Annotated in this window: 22 protein-coding genes; 6 read left to right on the forward strand and 16 right to left on the reverse strand. The window is 34.3% G+C overall.

The genetic code is table 11. The features are described from left to right. Positions 1–91 precede the first annotated feature (91 nt). On the forward strand, positions 92–1,114 hold the full coding sequence (locus V7719_RS06800; protein WP_335729131.1) for a formimidoylglutamase: 1,023 nt from the start codon (positions 92–94) through the stop codon (positions 1,112–1,114). Continuing rightward, a complete protein-coding gene (locus V7719_RS06805) occupies positions 1,101–1,568 on the forward strand; it encodes a GNAT family N-acetyltransferase (RefSeq protein ID WP_335729132.1) in 468 nt (155 codons plus the stop codon). The genes V7719_RS06800 and V7719_RS06805 overlap by 14 nt, the downstream gene beginning before the upstream one ends. A gap of 206 nt (positions 1,569–1,774) precedes the next feature. On the opposite strand, the gene V7719_RS06810 is transcribed toward V7719_RS06805, so the two are convergent. The 8 genes from V7719_RS06810 to V7719_RS06845 form a co-directional block, all read right to left on the reverse strand. After that, complete coding sequence (locus V7719_RS06810) at positions 1,775–3,469, reverse strand: hypothetical protein (RefSeq protein ID WP_335729133.1); 1,695 nt, start codon at positions 3,467–3,469, stop codon at positions 1,775–1,777. Positions 3,470–3,578: 109 nt separating this feature from the next. Beyond that, positions 3,579–4,121: a hypothetical protein gene (locus V7719_RS06815; RefSeq protein ID WP_335729134.1), complete on the reverse strand. Its 543-nt coding sequence runs from the start codon at positions 4,119–4,121 to the stop codon at positions 3,579–3,581. A gap of 44 nt (positions 4,122–4,165) precedes the next feature. Beyond that, positions 4,166–5,401 carry a DUF6638 family protein gene (locus V7719_RS06820; RefSeq protein WP_335729135.1) on the reverse strand — a complete coding sequence of 412 codons (1,236 nt, stop codon included), beginning with the start codon at positions 5,399–5,401 and terminating at the stop codon, positions 4,166–4,168. Between the two features lie 2 nt (positions 5,402–5,403). After that, a complete protein-coding gene (locus tag V7719_RS06825; protein WP_335729136.1) occupies positions 5,404–5,991 on the reverse strand; it encodes an NUDIX domain-containing protein in 588 nt (195 codons plus the stop codon). A gap of 57 nt (positions 5,992–6,048) precedes the next feature. Beyond that, entirely contained in the window at positions 6,049–8,010 is a 1,962-nt protein-coding gene (locus tag V7719_RS06830) for an AAA family ATPase (RefSeq protein WP_335729137.1), read from the reverse strand. 63 nt (positions 8,011–8,073) lie between these two features. Then, positions 8,074–9,120 carry a hypothetical protein gene (locus tag V7719_RS06835; protein ID WP_335729138.1) on the reverse strand — a complete coding sequence of 349 codons (1,047 nt, stop codon included), beginning with the start codon at positions 9,118–9,120 and terminating at the stop codon, positions 8,074–8,076. 25 nt (positions 9,121–9,145) lie between these two features. Beyond that, positions 9,146–9,325 carry a hypothetical protein gene (locus V7719_RS06840; protein ID WP_335729139.1) on the reverse strand — a complete coding sequence of 60 codons (180 nt, stop codon included), beginning with the start codon at positions 9,323–9,325 and terminating at the stop codon, positions 9,146–9,148. A gap of 150 nt (positions 9,326–9,475) precedes the next feature. Continuing rightward, positions 9,476–10,816 (reverse strand): microtubule-binding protein, encoded by a 1,341-nt coding sequence (locus V7719_RS06845; RefSeq protein WP_335729140.1) that lies wholly within the window; start codon positions 10,814–10,816, stop codon positions 9,476–9,478. Positions 10,817–10,987: 171 nt separating this feature from the next. Between V7719_RS06845 and V7719_RS06850 the strand changes: the two genes are divergently transcribed. Next, complete coding sequence (locus V7719_RS06850; RefSeq protein WP_335729141.1) at positions 10,988–11,785, forward strand: MBL fold metallo-hydrolase; 798 nt, start codon at positions 10,988–10,990, stop codon at positions 11,783–11,785. A 105-nt stretch (positions 11,786–11,890) separates the two neighbouring features. After that, positions 11,891–12,121, forward strand: coding sequence for a hypothetical protein (locus V7719_RS06855; protein WP_335729142.1), 231 nt, complete (start codon positions 11,891–11,893; stop codon positions 12,119–12,121). Between the two features lie 204 nt (positions 12,122–12,325). On the opposite strand, the gene ettA is transcribed toward V7719_RS06855, so the two are convergent. From ettA to V7719_RS06890, 7 genes are all read right to left on the reverse strand, one after another. Beyond that, on the reverse strand, positions 12,326–14,017 hold the full coding sequence (gene ettA, locus V7719_RS06860; RefSeq protein WP_335729143.1) for an energy-dependent translational throttle protein EttA: 1,692 nt from the start codon (positions 14,015–14,017) through the stop codon (positions 12,326–12,328). Next, the gene (locus tag V7719_RS06865) at positions 14,017–14,199 is read right to left on the reverse strand and encodes a CAL67264 family membrane protein (RefSeq protein ID WP_335729144.1); all 183 of its coding nucleotides are present in this window, start codon (positions 14,197–14,199) and stop codon (positions 14,017–14,019) included. The genes ettA and V7719_RS06865 overlap by 1 nt, the downstream gene beginning before the upstream one ends. A 100-nt stretch (positions 14,200–14,299) precedes the next feature. Beyond that, a complete protein-coding gene (locus V7719_RS06870; protein ID WP_335729145.1) occupies positions 14,300–15,016 on the reverse strand; it encodes a pirin family protein in 717 nt (238 codons plus the stop codon). A gap of 18 nt (positions 15,017–15,034) precedes the next feature. Further along, positions 15,035–15,907 (reverse strand): pirin family protein, encoded by an 873-nt coding sequence (locus tag V7719_RS06875; protein WP_335729146.1) that lies wholly within the window; start codon positions 15,905–15,907, stop codon positions 15,035–15,037. Positions 15,908–15,964: 57 nt separating this feature from the next. Next, positions 15,965–16,402, reverse strand: a complete 438-nt coding sequence (locus tag V7719_RS06880; protein ID WP_335729147.1) for a MarR family winged helix-turn-helix transcriptional regulator — start codon at positions 16,400–16,402, stop codon at positions 15,965–15,967. Next, complete coding sequence (locus tag V7719_RS06885; RefSeq protein ID WP_335729148.1) at positions 16,402–16,818, reverse strand: DUF1801 domain-containing protein; 417 nt, start codon at positions 16,816–16,818, stop codon at positions 16,402–16,404. Before V7719_RS06885 ends, V7719_RS06880 begins: the two co-directional genes overlap by 1 nt. 5 nt (positions 16,819–16,823) lie before the next feature. Continuing rightward, entirely contained in the window at positions 16,824–17,354 is a 531-nt protein-coding gene (locus V7719_RS06890; protein WP_335729149.1) for an NADPH-dependent FMN reductase, read from the reverse strand. Between the two features lie 145 nt (positions 17,355–17,499). Here V7719_RS06890 and V7719_RS06895 point away from each other — a divergent pair, with 145 nt between their 5' ends. Both V7719_RS06895 and V7719_RS06900 read left to right on the forward strand, forming a co-directional pair. After that, a complete protein-coding gene (locus V7719_RS06895) occupies positions 17,500–19,128 on the forward strand; it encodes an acyl-CoA carboxylase subunit beta (RefSeq protein ID WP_335729150.1) in 1,629 nt (542 codons plus the stop codon). Then, positions 19,129–20,421 carry an MFS transporter gene (locus V7719_RS06900; RefSeq protein ID WP_335729151.1) on the forward strand — a complete coding sequence of 431 codons (1,293 nt, stop codon included), beginning with the start codon at positions 19,129–19,131 and terminating at the stop codon, positions 20,419–20,421. Here V7719_RS06900 and V7719_RS06905 read toward each other — a convergent pair. Next, positions 20,411–21,028 carry a hypothetical protein gene (locus V7719_RS06905; RefSeq protein WP_335729152.1) on the reverse strand — a complete coding sequence of 206 codons (618 nt, stop codon included), beginning with the start codon at positions 21,026–21,028 and terminating at the stop codon, positions 20,411–20,413. The two genes, V7719_RS06900 and V7719_RS06905, sit on opposite strands and share 11 nt — an antisense overlap. Positions 21,029–21,038 lie beyond the last annotated feature (10 nt).

A 21,038-nucleotide genomic window follows, 5' to 3' on the forward strand; every position in this document is an offset into this window, starting at 1 on the left:
AAACGTTAATCTTTCAATTTTAATTGTTGTTAGCTGATGTTGAAAATAAAAAACTGTATTTTTAATTCGCCAAAATTAATCAATTTTGTTAATGGAACACTTAAAACCTTTTACTTCTTCAGAATTAAAATCGATTCTGAAAAAACGTCCTAAGGAGACCAAATTCGGAGAACATATCTTGTTACTTCCTAACTCCAACGATATATACGAGCAATTGTTAAAAATAGACGTTACTTATGTTATTTTTGGCATAAAGGAAGACATTGGCGTGTTTGCAAACAACGGAAAAACAGGAGCTTACAGCGCCTGGGATGCTACTATTAAAATTTTATTAAACACGCAAAGTAATGCCCATACACATCCAAAAAAGGTTTTGATATTAGGGCATTTAGAGTTTGATGACTTCCAAGAGAAGCTAAAAAAATTAGATCAAAACAAGAAAAAAGATATCCTAAAAGCCAGAAAAAAAGTCACACAGATCGACGAATCTGTATCGTATTTAGTGTCACAAATTGTAAGAGCAGGTAAAATTCCTATTATTATTGGAGGTGGTCATAACAATGCCTACGGAAATATTAAAGGCACAGCATTAGCGCTCAAAAAGTCTATAAATGCAGTCAACTTTGATGCACATCATGATTTTAGAGCCGAAGAAGGTCGCCATAGTGGAAATGGGTTTAGTTATGCGTTCGCTGAGGGATTTTTAAAGAATTACTTTATTTTTGGGCTTCATGAAAATTATACTTCTGATACAATTTTCAAGACTTTAAAAAAACTAAAGACCATACAATACAATACATTTGAAAGTATGATGGTAAGGCAAGACACCAGTTTCAATACCGAAATGGAAACTGCCTTAGCTCATGTAGGAGATAAAAACTTCGGATTGGAAATCGATTGTGATGCCATTCAAGATATACCAAGTAGTGCCATGACACCTAGTGGTTTTTCAGTAAATAAAGCTAGAGCGTTTGTAAATCACTTTGGAAAGCAATATAACGTATCGTATCTTCATATATGTGAAGCTGCGCCTACACCAGAAACTGAAACTCAGGTAGGAAAACTGATATCGTACCTTATAACCGATTTTATTCGAGCACATGAAAGCATTTGAGATTATTTTATTTGACAGTAGATATGCTAAGGACTTCTATGCCTTAAACATAGAGTGGCTAAAAACCTATTTCTATGTCGAACCTTATGATGAAGAAGTTTTAAGCAAACCAGAAACTTATATCATTAACAAAGGAGGTCATATTTTCTTTGTTAAAGGTAATAACGCTATTCTTGGTACTGTTGCTTTAATGCCAACAGACGATCCGTTGGTTTTCGAATTGACTAAAATGGCAGTTTTACCAAATCAACGCGGACAAAAAATTGGTCAGCAATTATTACAATATTGTATTGATTTTGCTAAGGAAAATAAATTTGAAGCCCTTATGCTCTATTCCGCTAGAAAATTAGAAAATGCCATTTATATCTATAAAAAATACGGATTTGTAGAATTGCCATTAGAAGTAGATGGTCCTTATAAACGCGGTGATATTAAGATGGAGTTGAAATTGTAGTTTGAATGTCATTCTGAACTACGCAGAATCCGTTACTGCTATTACATATGAGATTTCTATTTTGGTCGAAATGACAGCCGTTAATTTAATAAAGCTTTGACTATCATAGAAATCATAAGAATAATAAAGATAATTCCAATAATTACAATTTTGTACCTCACATAATTAGTAATTGTATCCCAAAAAGATTCTTTATTCATGGCGTACTAGTTATTTTCATCCAAAGCCTGTAAAGAATCCAATCGACGTTTTAAAGCTTCTATTTCTTCAGTATTATTTGCTTTAGGAATAACGGTTAGAGAATCAACCATTTTTTGTAAATCGTCATCAGTAATTTCCTTTTGATAATAATACCCAATACCTTCACTAGTTCTCCAAGCTTCTCCTAATTGATCATAGACTTCTTTATCCCAAGTGCTTGGATGTTTTACATCTATCCAAATCACGTCACGATATTCACTATCGATTAATACCAAATCTGGAGTAGCAGCGCCATCAAATTGTTGCGCACTTGTATCACTAATTGCTGAGATTGTTCCAAGAAAAAACATACGCTTTCTTCCTGCTATGTCCTTAATGTAAGGTCTAAACTCAACTGGCGTGTTTGCTGTCCAGTCTATTTCTTTTTTAGACTCCTTGACTTTTTGAGGCATTGCAGACACACCTGCATACCCTTGTTTTTTACCTGCATGATCGTAGTAAAACAATTTATCTGTTCCATCAGCAGGTATAAATACACTATAACTTAGACTTGTACGCTCATCACCAATTGGTTCTAGTCCGAACCAATGATATAATCCACTGTAAGCATCACTTTCTGAACCTGCAAAATCAAAATCAGTAACATAAGGCTGTTGGTTTTGATCTTTCGGCATGTCTGGAATTTTAACTGCTGTCAACATATTCCAAGGTAACGGATCACTAAATCCACCTAAGAATTTTAAAGACTCGGCTTGTAATCGCGATACTTTTTCGGCTAATGTATTTTGCTTGGTGAGGTATGGATAATTTTTCATCTCATCTGGAGCAATGTATGTTCCTTTACCAATTGCAATACGCTCTAAATAATCATTAAAATCGTGTTCGCCATTTTCAATTACCATCACACCTCCAAAACTCGGATAAGGAAAGAAAAAACCTTTCCATTTAATTAAACTTACGACTTGAACCCATTCACCAGAATCGTTTTTCATATAGAATGTATCACTTGGTTCGTAATTAATTAACATCCAAGGATTAAAACGCTGCACAACTGCATTGTAGGTATTACGACTAAACTTTAAAGATTCTCCTATAGAAAAGGTAACTCCAATACGATTTTCTGCAGAAAAACGCGGAAAAGGTGTTGTACTGGATACGGAGAATACTTCTTCGGTGTTATCACTAATTTGCTGAAATGTATAATTTTCCGAAGGTTGAATGGCCATCGTCCATTTGTTCTCATCATCTACACGCACTAAATGCGGTAAAGACACATCTTTGGTTTCCCCAACACTCTCATTTGCCATAGTAAAAATGTTTTGCAAGGGTTGAATACGTTCGTTTTGTGTTAATGGCAAATCATTAATTTCAACTTTATTTAAATCGTTAAACACATTATAGGTTTTCATATAATCGTATAACTTCAAATTCCATCCAACCACATAAATTAAACTAAAGAAAACTAAGAGTAATCCAAGTATTCCTAACCGTTTCCGTGTACTTTCAGAACTTCTGAATTTTTTAAGTCCGAAATACAACACCACCAAACTTAGTAGAATAATGAAGATATATTTCCGAAGAAATAATAATGCAGGTTGGTAATCATCACGAAATGCAAATAATGCAATGAGTAAAATGAGGCTCACAAAAATGGTTATAAACTTTTGCTTTTTTCCTTTGTTCCAGTATGATTTAATCATTCGTTAAGTTTTGTCATTCTGCGCAACCTGTACTCAACTTGATTGGGTAACACAGAATCTATTTAAATTTCTTTGGATTCCGCATCAAGTGCGGAATGACAGTCAGGTATTACATTAGACCCTTATCTTTTAATCGGTCACGTGCTGATTTTTCATCAGTTTTGGGTTTAGGTTCAGTTTTGATTTCTTCTTTAACTTCTTCTACAACCTTAGCATCTTTAGTTTTTAAGTCTTCTATAAATTCTTTTCCTTTTTCAACCACATTTTCAAACTTATCTTCAAGAGATTCACTTTGCTTTTCGATGACCTTACTTGATTTTAATACAATGTTTGCTAGGTATGTTCCCAACAATGCTCCTGCTGCAAATGATGAAAACATAGAAATACCATTAAAACTACCAAATACATCAATTGGTGTTAGAAATTCAACGATTAGCGCTGCAATTAAAACCAAAGTCACCACAAAGATTAAACGAGGCAATAACGCTTGTTTATAAACAAATCCTTTCGGATTGTCTGCCGTCATTTGAAGTTTTTTACTATTGACAATTTTATTGACTAAACGATAGGCTTCATTACCATTAGATTCTCTCCAGTATAGAAATATTCCGAATAGTATTGCTACAATAAATATAATTAGTTCTAGTCCCATAGTTGTGTATTTAGTTGATGCCTTATAAAGTTAGTCTAAATTTCTTAAATATTGTTACGAATCGTCTCAATCACCCAATCCTTTAATGAGTCGTCCCAAGTGTCATATTGCTTATAAAACTCCTGTTTATCATACCAATACAAAAACAACACATCCTTTGGTGCAATATTGACTAATAGCTTCCAAATGAGGTCCTGATGTTTCGGGTGTAAACTCGAATGTGGTTCGTGCATCGCTTCAAATAAACCATTATCTACGATATCTGAAATCTTATATTGATTGCTAGTTTCCATTTTTTCTAGGTAGCGCTCAACACTCATTACCTTTTTGCGTATATCAATATCAACTTTATTTAAATAGCTTTTGAATAGTAGTGGATTATTTAAGATCTCACTAATGGGATGCTGGGTGTCTTTTAAATACTGTGCAAACTCAAACTTTTTAATACGATCGTAGCGCTTGGTCTTGACGATTTCCTCTAAATCATAAGCGATAATGATATGATCTCTGAGTTTTTCCATAAGTTCTGGTTGGGAAATATGAAAAATAATAACATCCTGAATCGTATCCTTAATGGCTTCTTTATACCATTTCATATCTTCAAACACGATGATTGGCGTTATAAAATCTCGAAGCACATAAACACCTCCAAAAGATTTAGTGTAAAACGAATCTGTGACAAAACTTACAGATCTAAGATCTAAATCACGTTCTCTTAAATCGCCATATTTTGTAGCCGATTCTAACAATTCATTGTGAATATCTTCATCTATAAAATTATTACCGTATTTAAACTTTTCAACAAGCTGCAATTGCTCATCTCTAACATTATCCAGATTATCAATAAGGTGAAAATTTATTGAAATTACCTGATACCTGAGAACATCTAAAGGTTCATAAAACGTATCTATACTCTGATCGAAATCAATACAAATGGCAGAATCTCTTGTAATATCGTTAATCTTCTTACCATGTGTTTTAAATACCAATTGCATCATCTCTCTATCAAAGGTATGATAAGGTAAATACACAGGCTTTTTATTTTGCAAAGGCGAAATGATAATTCCGTGTGGATTAGATTCTCCGTTACACAAATAGTTTTCATCCTTCTTTTCTTCAGCAATCTCCGGACTCCAACCAATGCCATCAATAGAAAAACGGGTTAATTTCGTTTCAGAAAAACCTAATTTTTTTAAGCATTTATTGTAACGTTCCACTAGCTTTCCAGAAACCGGAATCAATTCACTTCTATATAAATTTGCTGCTTTTAGTTTGTTCATTTTTACTCTAACAACTTATGAATTTGTAAATATTGCAATAGCATAATTGTTTTTGCGTCAATTATGTCTCCATTTTTTATCATCTCAATTGCGCTACCAAAAGAAAGCTCTAGAACTTCTATATCTTCATCTTCAGCATCTAATCCACCACCATCATTAATCTTCATTGTGCCATCATACTCAGATATAAACAGATACATTTTTTCTGTTAATGCGCCTGGTGACATATAAGCTGTGAGTACCTGTTTTGCATTGTCAATTTTATAACCGACTTCCTCTTCCGTTTCCCTAATAATCGTTTCTAAAGGGCTATCATTTTTATCAATAGCTCCTGCACATGCTTCAATTGACATGCCTTCATTTTTATCATTCTCGTAAGCTGGCATTCTAAATTGTTTGGTTAAAATCACAGTTCTTTTTTCAGAATTGTATAACAAAATAGCTGTACCATTTCCTCTGTTGTAGGTTTCGCGAGATAAACGCTTCCATTCACCATTTTTAAATTTATAGTCATAGTCTATTCTATTGAGCGTTGCCCAAGCACTTGAGAGTATTGTATATGTTATGTTCTTTAGATTCTTTTTGTTCATACCTTCCTCATGCTTTCAGAATGATAGCAAATTCATTTATTTACAACTTCGTGCTTTTTAACTTTTGTTTCCAAACTGCTCTCTCGCCTCCGTATCGATATTCAGTTGATTTACTCTAGCATCGACTTTTCGTTTAAAGTCGGTATCTGCAATAGTTGCTACATTATCTAAATATCTCACCACTTCTTGACGGCGGATTTCAGAAAAGTCTAAGCCTTTCATATTCCCTCTCATCAATTCTTGTAGCATGTTGAACTTAGTATCATAGTCTTTCTTGAAATAGATATCTGGTTTATCAAACCAATCTTCCTCTAAATCGAAATCGGTTAAACGTAACGATACCGCACTCTGAATGTTACGTACATCACGAGATGAGAAAAACGGAAATATCTTCTGAATTTCTGTATACAGGTTCGCATAAAACAAATGATGATTGGTTTTAAAATGCTTTTCGGTTTTATCATAAGCGTCCAAAACACGTTCTTCCGTTGGCTTATCCGAAACATTGAAGATTTCACCCATGTTCTTTGCTAAACCTTGATCTTGCAAGTAGCTATAATTTTCTGGACCTTGCATGTTTACAAAATCTGGCATAGTTGTATCCAGTTTTCTCCACCACAAATGATCCTGATCTAAAAAGTCATGTTCAGTTCGTGCACCATCAATTTTAAAACGACCTTGTACACGAGAAATTACCGCTTTGTCTAGCATTTCGGGAAGGTTCGTAAATAACCCAATCGAACTATTTCCATAATTTACAGCATAAGCACCTTCAGTATATCTTAAAAATACACCGATCACTTCTTTTACACCTGCGGAAACCCCTTGAGCTGTACGTTCTTGCAAATTATTTTCGGCATCATCAATTGGTGCAAATATCAATTTTGAAGGATCTTGTAAAGGCTTCATCCATTCTACCATTTTTTCTGCAGAACCACCTTGAAACGTTGAAATCAACGTATCTGGCATTGGATGGAATAAAAACGGAATATCGAGATTATCACAATGCTCTTTTAAACGTGTAGCAATGGCTGCAATCAGCATGCTTTTTCCTGTTCCTGGAATTCCGTAACCCATAAATACAGGCATAAAACCACCAAGTTCTTGAAACGGGTTCTTTTTAGCCTCAATGTCATAGCTCAGCATACGTTCGGTTAAACGACGAGCAAAATGCTTTGCGTCTCTGTTACCTACAATTTGTTCAAACTGAATTTTATTAAACTCAACGCTTTTTGCTGCACCTTGAAACACATTATCCCAACCAGAAACAGCAAATTCAGAGTTTTCTAACTTGTAGGTTCTATCGACTATGGTTTCGGTATACTCCAAACTACTCTTACGCATTTGGATTTCGGCAATCAAGGCTTCAAAATAAACTACAGTGAAATCAATGACATCTTTATCTGACTTAATAATTTCTGGATGACCTAAATATTTGTCATAATAGAACATTGCACATGAAATCCCTTTAAGAGGTGACATAAGTGACACTTCTGGAATTCCAGCAAATTTATTTTTCATGACGCTTAAATCATCTGAAGCAACGGTCTTTAAATCGTGTAATATTTTATAAGCTGTTGCAAACAACATAAAGGCTGTTGCTGTTTGCATTTTACTTTCATATTCACGTCTTCCATCGTTATCTAGAGCCGATTTATTTTCAGATAAACTCGATAAACCAGAAGCATCATAAAAGCTGTCCTTGATCCATATACCTAAAGTAATACCTTCCTGAACTGCAAAAAGTGTGTGATTTAAGTTTAAAGGGATGGCAATTGACTCTGGTAATAATCGCTTCTTTAGTTCGAGAATCGTTTTAGATACTGAAGTGATTTCGGTGCCTCCATTTCCTTTGGCACGAGATAAGTACAATAGAATCGACTCATCTTTAGCGTCTTTATCTTTATTTTTTGCACGTTGCCCTTGCTCCCATTGAATACTTTTGATATAGGAAGTTGCTTCATCACGAAGCATGTCAAGTTCATTTTGTTTTATAGGAAATGTTGAGTTGTGTTCCATGTTTTATATCTTCAGTTATGATTCTCAGTTTACAGTACTGAATACTGTGACTATGACTCAATACTATTTATCTATTTTTAATTCTGCCATCTGAATAGGTGCTTTTGCGAGCTTATTCATGATTTCAGGGGTTTTGTTATACAATAATTGTATGATTCTATGTGGCGCGAAAATATAGCGTTGTCTGAATATATCGTCCCACCTCTGAAAGGTTTGTTTACTAAAGAAACTCCCTTCTTTAAACTCACTTTTTGAGCTCACTTCATCAATTTTAAATGAAACGGCATAGGATTCTAAAGGAATCGTTTTTTTAGAAATACCTTCTAATACGGTATGTGTGACTTTATTTTCATCTTTAGCAAAAACGTTGTGTATTGGTCCTAAATCAACACGTTTTATAAGCTTTGGAAATAGATTTGGCAATCGTTTATCTATACCATAAGCCATAATATCTAGCTTCATTTCTCGATCTGCAACCGTTTTAAGCGCATAATATATCTCATCTCTTTCCTTTAACGGATCGCTACCATCATAATCGAAATACATGTAGCAAATAAAAGGTCTGTTATGCGATACTTCATAAAAACTCCAACTCACTAAGTAATTTCCTGGAGAGCCTTCTGGTGCTTCGATAATTTTTCCTTGTACAAACCGGTTAAAAATATATTCTTTTTTTGCCGAAGTATAATAGACTATAGAAGACGCTTGAAACAATTTGCGTTTAGCAATAGGCTCTTTCTTTCTCAATAGCGTATCTAAAAACTCCTCTTTTAAAAGTTCTACATCCGTGAGTTTACCCAAATAATTTTCACGTAACCCCAAATCATTAAACAAATAACGAAACTCCAAATAGTTAGGAAAACCAGAATCGGTTAAATCCACTTTCATGTTTTCCTCATCATCATACATATATTTGACACGCATGGCTTCGATAGAATACAATAACAAATCACAATATTGTTTAAACAATAGGACTTCCATCTCGTTTAATAATTGGTTTTGTTGCACAGAGACAATAAGTTCTTTGAGTGTAAAGTCTACCATCTTGTGATAGAACACATACTGCTCTTTAGAATCTAATACTGCTGAATCTAGTGGTGTTACAATCATTTTATAGTGATATAAATACTATGATTTATATATTAAATTTTTCTTTACAAATGTGAGTTTCTGTTGTTATCTTTTCTCCATTGTCTCCATAAGTAATTACAGTTGATGTTTCACATTCTGAATGGTCATTAGACACATAGATTAAAATAACGACACCAATACTTATTACAAATACTGCTATTGAAGCTAAAATGGCTTTTTTCATAACTAAATTTTTGCGTTAAGGATTGAACGGTCTGTTTGAGCTACTCGAAGAGAGCGAGTAGTGAAAGCCTGCCCTGACAATGCTTTTTTTTAAGCATGTCAGGGAACGTCCAACTGTGCCAAATGCTTCGTTGGACACGCCTTAATTATTTTAAGACAACAAATCGTCGTCGTTAGCTTCTGGTTTTGGAGCACCTTCTGGTTCTCCTCCATCGGCTGGTGCATTTGCATCTGCTTCATAATATTCATCGAAAATTTCTTTCATATCAATACCATAGCGTTCTGCAAAGTTTTTCTGGATTGCAGCATCCTTAGTTCTAATCTCTTTTAATGCCTCAGCATAACTCCCATAAACACCTTGCATAACTTTTTCGTGTACTGGAATATTATCCATCATTTCTTGACGTGCTTTAGCACTAGCCGTATGCATTGCTGCAAGCGTTTCACCAATATGCTCATCGGTTTTAACACCCAAATGCTCTAAAATGGCAGCAAACTCTTGATCTGTTCTTGCTTTTAAAGCCACAACATAACCATCATAATATTTTAAACGCTCATCAGTATCACTCTTCAATTTTGCGCGATGTGTTTGTAAGTTACTACGTAAAGAGGTTAATACCTTGATTGTCAAATTATGCTTGTGTACAAAACTATCTTTAGAAGCTGCTAAGGTGGTATACGCGTTTTTAAGTCCTTCAAGCTCTTCAACTTTTTGTTCAAGTGTTGTTACTTTTCCTAAAGCTTCAGAATATTGTGTTGATTGTTTATCTGAAACTTCTTCTAGAGCTTGACGTGCTTGCTTCAATAAAGCATATTGCTCTTCGAGTTTATCTTCTACTTCTTTTTTCTTTTGAAGGGCTTTCGTGTGGTTATTACTAGCTTCAACGATTGCAATCTTCAAGCTTTCCTCTACTTCTTTAATTTCGAGTTCTCTATCTTTTAAACGTTTAATTGCCGCTTGACTTTTAAATGATAATTCATTTAAGAGTGTTTGCACATCTGCAGTTTCAATACGTTGCTGAAACATAGCTTTAGCTTTATTATCTGCTGCATCACGTACTTTTTGCGCATCTTTTAATTCATCTTCAGCGTTTTTGATTTTTCCTTTTCTTCCAAAAAGGTTATTCCAAAAAGTATCTGGTTTTGCGTTTGCATCTTCAAGTTCAACTTTTGCACGCTCTAAACGTTTAATAGCATCATCAATAATTTTTTGCTCTGCTGGGTTTAATGCTGAAAATCCTTCGAACATGATACCAACCTCATCTTGATAGTCGGTTAAATCTTTAATCGCATCTAGAAGAGTAGACCTGTCCTTTTCGGCCATATCGACAACATTATCTAAAGTGGCATTTAAGATTTTCTGACGACTTTCGGGATCATCCTCTTGTGCCAATTTAGATTTCATTTGGTCTATGGCTTTCCCCCAATTAACATCTACTTTCTCTGTTTTTTCGTTGGAATTCGTTTCTAATAAATCAAAATCATCAGACATATATCTAGTGTATTAAAGTTGAACAATCTTTCGGATAAGCAATTTCGTTAAAAAATATGATTTTAAAAACTTAATCTACCTAAAATATAGGTATCAAATTATAATGTTTTGTTACAAACTTTATTTGGAAATCTTTTGTAATTATCTTTAGGTTCTCAAAACTTATGTATTATGAAATATTCTTATTTATCATTGATTTTAGTCTGTTTACTGGCCTTCTCGTGCAAAACAGACCAAAAAAAGCAAACTAAAGATACTATTGAGACGAACTCTAAAGATTTGGTTGATGAAAGTCCTTCCAAAGAAGAAACATTAAGTATTCATCCCATTTCGCATGCAACTTTGGTTTTATCCTATGGAAGCGATGATATTTATATCGACCCAACTGGTGGTACTGAAGCTTATAAAGGGTTTTCTACTCCTGAATTTGTACTAATTACAGATATTCACGGGGATCATATGGATTTTGAAACTTTAAAAGCATTGGATTTATCTTCTGCAACCGTAATTGCTCCAAAAGCTGTGATAGATAAATTTCCGTCAGATTTAAAAATAGGAAAGAGTGTTAGACTAAACAATGGAGACTCAATAACCTTAAACGGACATACATTTAAGGCTATCCCGATGTACAACCTGCGTAAAGGAGCTTTGAAGTTCCACACTAAAGGTCGAGGAAATGGATATGTGATTACTATTAATGATGAGCGTATCTACATTTCTGGTGATACTGAAGATATCCCTGAAATGAGAAATCTTAACGCTATAGACAAGGCTTTTGTTTGTATGAATTTACCCTATACAATGACAGTTGATAAAGCTGCTGAAGCTGTATTAGAGTTTAAACCTAAAACGGTGTATCCATATCATTATAGAGGAAAAGATGGTATGAGTGATGTGAAAAATTTTAAGACACTAATAAATCAAGGAGATGAGGCTATAGAAGTGATTCAGCTCGATTGGTATAATTAACATATATCAATTTTATCGATAAAGTGTAACTTTTTATAGATTAATGGTTTGTTTTTTAAATAATGTTGTATATTTGAAAACCAAATCTAAATAAACAAAAGTATAATGCTAACTACTTATACACCAAACATTCCCTTAGCAAGCACCATGCAATTAACCATAGTGCTTATTATCACTGCTTCTATATTTTTAGTATTTATCGCCATTGCGATTATTAAAATGTATAAGTTGAAAGCGGAAAACAAACGACTAACAGATAGCAGTTTCTATAAATCTGAAATTGACAAGAGCTATCAAGATTTTACTGATGGTCACCTTTACGATAACAATAATTAATATTTCAAAGTTACGGAAGCTATTCTTGCAAAAATGACAACAATACTTTCTATTGTAATAGTTACAATGTTAGGTTTGTTAGTACTAAACTTGGTAAAAGTTTAGTCACTAAAAAGAGAAAACTAAAAGCTCAAAAAGCTATTAAATAAATAAGAAAAGCCAGCAAATTGCTGGCTTTTCTTATTTTATAATGGATTGTTAGAATTATCTCACTAACTTTTTATACTTAATTCGCTTAGGCATTAAATCTCCACCTAAACGTTTCTTTTTGTTTTCTTCATAATCAGAAAAACTACCTTCAAAGAAATAGACTTGACTATCACCTTCAAAAGCTAAGATATGTGTACATATACGATCTAAGAACCATCTGTCGTGAGAAATCACCACAGCACATCCTGCGAAATTCTCAAGTCCTTCTTCTAAAGCCCTTAATGTATTAACATCAAGATCATTAGTAGGCTCATCTAAAAGCAAAACATTACCTTCTTCTTTAAGCGTCATTGCCAAGTGTAAACGGTTTCGCTCACCTCCAGAGAGTAATTTTACAGCTTTATTTTGTTCACTTCCAGAGAAATTAAAACGGCTTAAGTAGGCTCTTGAGTTCACTTGCTTTCCTCCCATCATGACCAATTCTTGTTCATCACTAAAGTTTTGCCAAATTGATTTTTCTGGGTCTATATTGGAATGCTTTTGATCTACGTAAGCGATTTGCGCTGTTTCACCAACAACAAACTCTCCTTTATCGGACATTTCTTCTCCCATAATCATTCGGAAAATAGTCGTCTTACCTGCTCCATTTGGACCAATAACACCAACGATTCCTGCTTGTGGTAAATTGAAGTTTAAATCTTCATACAGCAACTTATCCTCGTAACCTTTACTTACGCCTTTAGCCTCAATCACATTTGTACCTAAACGTGGACCATTAGGGATGTAAATCTCCAATTTTTCATCTAGCTGCTTCTGATCTTGACTCATCAATTTATCATAGTTCTTCAAACGTGCTTTTTGTTTAGTTTGACGACCTTTAGCACCTTGACGAACCCATTCTAACTCGCGTTCTAAAGATTTTTGACGCTTAGACGCTGTTTTGCTTTCTTTGGCCATTCGCTTAGACTTTTGATCTAACCATGACGAATAGTTACCTTTCCATGGTATACCTTCTCCTCTATCAAGCTCTAAAATCCAACCAGCAACATTATCCAAAAAGTATCTATCGTGTGTTACAGCGATAACAGTTCCTTTGTATTGTGCCAAATGATGCTCTAACCAATGCACAGATTCTGCATCCAAATGGTTGGTAGGCTCATCTAATAGTAATACATCAGGTTCTTGTAATAACAAACGACATAAAGCCACTCTACGGCGTTCTCCTCCTGAAAGAACACCAATTTTCTTATCACCATCTGGAGTACGTAAAGCATCCATTGCAATTTCTAACTTCGTATCTAGTTCCCAAGCATTAGAAGCGTCAATTTGATCTTGAAGTTCTGCCTGGCGATTCATTAGCTTTTCCATTTTGTCTGGATCGCTATAGACCTCCTCTAAACCAAACTGATCGTTTATATTATTGTATTCATCAAGAATGGCAACGGTTTCTGCTGCACCTTCACGAACGATTTCCATAACCGTTTTGTCATCATCTAATTTTGGTTCTTGCTCTAAAAACCCAACTGAGTAGTCTTGCAAAAATGTAACATCACCTTGATAATTTTTATCTAAGCCAGCTATAATTTTTAGTAAAGTAGATTTTCCAGAACCGTTAAGACCTAAAATTCCAATTTTAGCTCCGTAAAAGAAGCTGAGATAAATATTTTTTAGAACTGGTGTATTTGCCGACTGAAATGTCTTGGTAACACCAGACATAGAGAAGATTACTTTTTTATCGTCACTCATTATACTCTTCCTTTTAAAGCATTAAACACCCAAGCAATAGCAAAAAAGCCAATACCAACTGAGGCAAAACCCCAACCCGCTATATCATCATATCGAAATGCGCCTAGCGCTATTAAACCTAATCCTACTACTATCATTATTGTGGTAGCCCAAGCTAACACAGTATTTTTATTCATTGCCATAATTCAATTTTTATTAAGGGAATGACAAATATCGCATTTTAAAACTACAAAAAGCACTCCATTACAGAATGCTTTTTTTTGCTATTGATCAATTTTAGTGTTAGTTCATAGGAACCTCAACAATAACCAATTCTGAATTACTATTTGATTTAATCTCAATATGTTCAGTTTCAGAAACTCCTATAGCATCTCTTTTTCCCAAAGTATTGTTAGCAACTTCAACTTCGCCATCAACTACAAAAATGTATAATCCGTTGTCCTCAGATTTCATATTTATATCAATAGCCATATCTGCATCTAAATGTGTTCTATAGATATAGGCTTGCTGACTAATTGGCAAAGCATCACCTTCTATTTTATCTTTAGGCGCAACCACGGTTTGCAGCTGGTTCTTTTTGCCTTCGGAAGAAAATACACGTTGCTCATAATTTGGTTCAACGCTCATTTCTTCTGGGGTAATCCAAAGCTGAAGAAAGTTCACGGCATCGGTTTTACTATCATTAAATTCAGAATGTGTTAAACCTGTTCCTGCGCTCATCACTTGCACTTCTCCAACTTCGATAGCACGTTTGTTTCCCATATTATCTTTGTGAGATAATGCTCCTTTTAATGGTATAGAAATGATTTCCATATTTTGATGTGGATGTGTTCCAAATCCCATTTTAGGTTTTACCAAATCGTCATTTAAAACACGAAGTGCTCCAAAATTCATGCGTTCTGCATTTTGATAACTTGCAAAGCTAAACGTATGATATGATTTTAGCCACCCATGATTTGCGACTCCTCTTGTATCTGATTTATCAACTATTGTTTTCATAATCTTTTCTTTTTTTATTTAATTTGCTGGAAGAAATCCCATTTTACCATTTTGGTAATCTCGCATCGCTTCCATCAATTCTGATTGTGTATTCATTACGTAAGGACCATAGGTCGCTACATTTTCATTAAAAGGCTCCCCTGATAAAAATAGTAATAGACTATCTGATTCGGTTTCTAAAGTGAATCCTTCTCCATCTTGATTAAACTGAATGAGTTGATTCTCATTTAATTCTAAAACTTCAGAATCATTCACACTCACTTTTCCTTTTAATAGATAAAGCATGCCTTGATGTGAGGTATCAAAATTGAAACTTTGATTTCCTCCTGCTTTAGCTTCAATCATAAAAGCATTGACAGGTGTTTGCGTTCCAATTTTTCCGAAGGTATTTTGAAACTCTCCAGCAATAATTCTGGTTTCAACTTTTTTGTCTTCGGAAATAATCACATTAAACTCCTCATGTTTTGCATGCTGATAATTGGCTTGAATCATCTTTTTATCAGCTGGAAGATTCAACCATAATTGAATCCCTTCAATGGTTCCACCTTTCTGTATAAAATCTTTCGTCGGACCTTCAGCATGAATAATACCTCGTCCAGCGGTTGTCCATTGTACATCACCCGCTTTAACAACACTCTCATGACCTAAGGAGTCTCGATGTAATTGCTCGCCTTGAACCAAAAATGTAATCGGTTCAAATCCTCTGTGAGGATGCGGACCTAAATCGAACGGATTACTATCAGCATTAATCTCATAAGGTCCATAGTGATGTAATAGTATAAATGGATCGACCATATCTATTTGTTGTGTTGGTAATGGTTGACGCAATCTAATTGGCCCCATATTGACGAAATCACTTCGTTCTACGTTTTGTATTGTATTTAGTTTCATTTTAAAATTCTTTCATTGTAATAGTTTCCATGGAAACTATTAGGTTAAAAAAACACGTTACCGTATTTTATCCAGCAGATCACTCAATTGTCCTGCTTCTTTTTCTGTCAAATTTTCTAATAAATCTTCTTTAAACTCTTTAGATATTTCATCTATTAAATCAAGACCTTTATTAGTTATCTGAATATGTACGACTCTCCTGTCCTCTGGACAGGCCAAACGTTCAATTAACTGTTTATCACATAACTTGTCCATTAATCGTGTAGCATTGGGAGCACGTTCAAGCATACGCTCTTTTATGGTTTGTACTTTTATAGCTTCACCTGCTCCTCGAAGAATTCTTAAAATATTAAACTGCTGTGGTGAAATTCCAAAGGGCTTAAAAAAAGCATTCTGATGGCTACTTATCCTGTTTGATGTGTAAATAATATTTAGCAATGCTTTTATCTTATTATTTCGAAACTTCGAGTTTATATCTTTAGAAAGATCTCCCATTATAGAGTTGTTTTTTTCATATGAATAAATGTATTCTGCATGAGTTGATCTAAATAATTCTTGTCAATATCTTCAAGTTTCTTAATATACAAGCAGCCTTTTCCTACTTTATGTTTTCCCAATTTAGACAGTAAATCTCTTTCATCCTCTAATCCAAACATAAGATGCAAAGAAATATTTGCTTTTGCTGGTGAAAACCCAATTAAAAACCATTCGCCCTCTTTACCTGCTTTAGTTTTATAAACATAACTACCAAAACCGACCATTTTCGATCCCCACATTTTAGCTTTAAATCCAGATATTCGTTCAAGCATTTCTATTAGAGTCAAACAATCTTCTTTTTTTACTGGATCCTCTATAGCATTAATAAAAGCGATAACATCAGCATCATTTTCTTTGGTTTTCAGGTAAGACATGGCTTCTATAAGTTGTTTTGAAAAATGGCAACTTTCTGATTAAGTTGTTCTTTTAGTTCTTCATTCATAATTTTTCCATCAGAAAAATTCTGACTAAATGAAGGTAATGAAAAATCTGCAGCAATATTTCCTCCCATATGAGGAAAACTTCCTTTAGCAATTTCTAAAACTGTAGCTCCTCCTCTACCTCCTGGAGATGTTGCCATTAATAGCATTGGTTTATCACTCCATAACTTTCCTTCAATACGAGACATCCAATCAAAAATATTTTTAAAAACTGCCGCATAGGCTCCATTATGTTCGGCTAATGCTAATACAATTCCGTCTGAAGTTTTAATAAGCTCTAAAAATTTATGTGCATTATCTGGAATCCCATGCTCAATCTCATAATCCATTCCGTAGATAGGCAACTCAAAATCATTCAAATCCAAAACAGTAACTTCTGTGTCTTTAACTAAAGATGAAGCATAAACTGCTAATTGCTTATTTATTGAACTTTTACTATTACTACCTGCAAATGTGATAATGTTTTTCATTTTTTATTTATTTTATTTTATAGTACAAATATAGACTAAATAATTTTAGTTTCCAAGGAAAATATTACCATGTAATATTTTTTAACAAATTATTCACTTTTTAATCCGTCATGGGTTTCGTAATTTCGTGGGAAATAAATACACTATGGATTTAAACTTCAATAAAAACGAAGATCATAATAAATTACTCCTTTCCGATTTAAAAAAACGTTTAGCCAAAGTAAAACTTGGAGGTGGTCAAAAACGTACCGAAAAACATCATGCTAAAGGTAAAATGACTGCTAGAGAGCGTGTTAATTATCTGTTAGATTCTAAAAAGCCATCGATTGAGATCGGTGCTTTTGCTGGTGAAGGCATGTACGAGGAGCATGGCGGTTGTCCGTCTGGTGGTGTTATTGTTAAAATAGGTTACGTAAAAGGGAAACAATGTATCGTTGTTGCCAACGATGCTACAGTAAAGGCTGGAGCATGGTTTCCAATCACAGGAAAAAAGAACTTACGCGCTCAAGAAATTGCTATTGAAAATCGATTACCAATCATCTATTTAGTAGATTCTGCGGGCGTCTATTTGCCTTTGCAAGATGAAATATTTCCGGATAAGGAACATTTCGGACGCATATTTAGAAATAATGCAGTGATGAGTAGTATGGGAATTACACAAATTGCAGCTGTTATGGGGAGTTGTGTAGCAGGTGGAGCTTACTTACCTATCATGAGTGATGAAGCATTGATTGTTGATAAAACCGGAAGTATTTTTCTTGCCGGAAGCTACTTAGTAAAAGCTGCCATTGGTGAAACTATAGATAATGAAACGCTTGGAGGCGCAACAACACATTGTGAGATTTCGGGCGTGACCGATTATAAAGCTAAGGATGATAAAGATGCATTAGAAACAATTCAACGTTTAATAGATAAAATTGGCGATTATGATAAAGCTGGTTTTAATCGTGTCGCAGCAAAAAAACCTAATGAGAATCCTGACGATATGTTTGGCATTCTTCCTAAGTCGAGAGCTGACCAATATGACATGAAAGAGATTATCAAGCGCTTAGTTGATCATAGTGAATTTGATGAATATAAAGAAGGTTATGGTAAAACCATAATCACTGCTTATGCAAGAATAGATGGCTGGGCAGTTGGAATTGTTGCCAATCAACGTAAACTGGTAAAAACCCAAAAAGGTGAAATGCAGTTTGGTGGTGTGATTTATAATGATAGTGCCGATAAAGCAACGCGTTTTATTGCGAATTGTAACCAGAAAAAAATTCCGTTAGTCTTTTTACAAGATGTGACTGGGTTTATGGTTGGCAGTAAATCTGAACATGGTGGCATTATTAAAGATGGTGCAAAAATGGTAAATGCGGTGAGTAATTCTGTAGTTCCTAAGTTTACGATTATCATCGGAAATAGTTATGGTGCAGGAAACTATGCGATGTGCGGAAAAGCTTATGACCCAAGATTGATTGTGGCATGGCCAAGTGCTGAATTGGCAGTAATGAGTGGAAACTCGGCAGCCAAAGTGTTGCTTCAGATTGAAAAAGCTTCACTTCTAAAAAAAGGGGAGAAAATCACTGAAGAAAAAGAAAAAGAGTTATTTGATAACATCAAGAACCGATACGACGATCAAGTATCACCATATTATGCAGCCGCTCGCATATGGACAGATGCTATAATCGACCCATTAGATACCAGAACATGGATTAGTATGGGTATTGAAGCGGCAAACCACGCTCCTATCGAAAAACCATTTAATATGGGAGTTTTACAGGTATAGATGCTAGAGATTAAAACACATAAACAACCGAGTTACGTTATCATACTCTTAATATTAGCAGCTGAAGCTGTTTTTATTTTACCCTTTGTATTACAACGTATATTTAGACCTACATTTTTAGAAGCGTTTGCGATTAATAATGAAGAAATTGGGTATTGCTTTTCTGTATATGGAATTGTAGCATTGTTTTCATATTTGTTTGGTGGACCACTAGCGGATAAATTTCATCCTAAGAACTTAATGGCAGCAGCCTTGTTATTAACTGCTATTGGAGGACTATATTTAGCCACTTATCCAACTTTAGAAAACTTACGAATACTATATGGTTATTGGGGTTTTACTACTATTTTTCTTTTTTGGGCTGCGATGATAAAAGCGACCAGGATTTGGGGAGGAATCAATAAACAAGGGATTGCTTTTGGTTTTTTAGATGGTGGACGAGGATTAGTTGCTGCGGCTTTTGGTTCGGTTGGTGTATTAATATTTTCGTTTTTTATTGATGTAGATATCTCTGAAACAAATTTAACAGATAGAAGATATGCATTCAAGCAGGTTATCATTGCTTGTTCTATAATAGTAGCGGCAATAGGGTTACTAGTATTCTTATTCTTAAAACCACTTGATGTCAATAATACTGATGAAGAAAGTCAAGGTGTTTTTGACTTTACGAATTTTAAGATTCTATGGAAAATCCCAATGATTCGATTACTTATGCTTATTATATTATGTGCCTATACAGGTTATAAAGCAAGTGATCTATTTACATTATACGCAACTGATGTTATGAAATATGATGCTATTAAATCTGCTGGAGTTGGTACATCTTTATTATACATTAGACCAATAATAGGTGTCATTATTGGGTTTATGGCAGATAGAACTCGCCCATCATTATGGCTTGTTATTGGATTCCTTCTCACAACATTATCCAGTATTATCTTTGCATTAGGAGCTATTGATGATAGTACTACTTTGCTATTTGTAATAAACATATTACTTATGGCTATTGGTGTATATTCATGTCGAGTACTATATTTTGCAACACTTGAAGAAGCTAAAATACCAATTGCACTCACTGGATCGGCTGTTGGATTGGTCTCTATAATAGGTTATACACCAGATATCTTTTCTGGACCTATGTTTGGGGTTTTAGTTGACAATCCCGATAAAATTGCCGGACTTCAAAATGCATTCTTAGTTTTAGCAGTATTTAGTTTTGTAGGTTTATATGCTTCCTATAGGTTCTTCAAGATTTCAAATTCTCATAACATTCAAAAACCATCTAATCCTTAATAACCGAAATTATTTGAGGCAATAAGGTTATAGCAGTGAGTAAGACTGCATTATTATTTTTAGAAACTTCCACAGGCACAACCGTTTGTGCTGCCAAAGTAGCAGTCGACCTGGTGAGCATTGTTTTAGGATTCCTAATCATGACAACAGTACTCAATGTATCTTCGTCTGCTTGTTCATTGGCATAAGTGTAAGCCAATTCTATTCCGTCTTTATGCAATTCTTTGACATTAGATTTTAAATGTTCTAAGGCATACATAATCTCCTTCAAATCTTTCGCGGAGGTTTTCTTTAATGCAATTCCGCTAAAACCAGAATACGTAACAATAGAGATATGGTCTGTTAATGCTAAACGTTTAGATATTAACTTAAAGGCCTGCTTTAGAATGACTTTATCTTCTGCAATTAAATCACTCACAGGTGTTTGAATTAAAAAGATATAATGTTCCGGAGCATCGTCTGATTCCTCGTCCTTATTTTCAATAGCATCTACGATAAATGTGATTAGATTATCAATCGATACCGATTTTGTTTCAACATTCATTTCCTGAGCAATTGCTAAATAATTCATTAGCAACATGATGACTAGTGTGATTAGATTTTTCATTTGTTTGGAT

It is taken from the genome of Psychroserpens sp. (assembly GCF_036960315.1).
Classification (GTDB): domain Bacteria; phylum Bacteroidota; class Bacteroidia; order Flavobacteriales; family Flavobacteriaceae; genus Psychroserpens.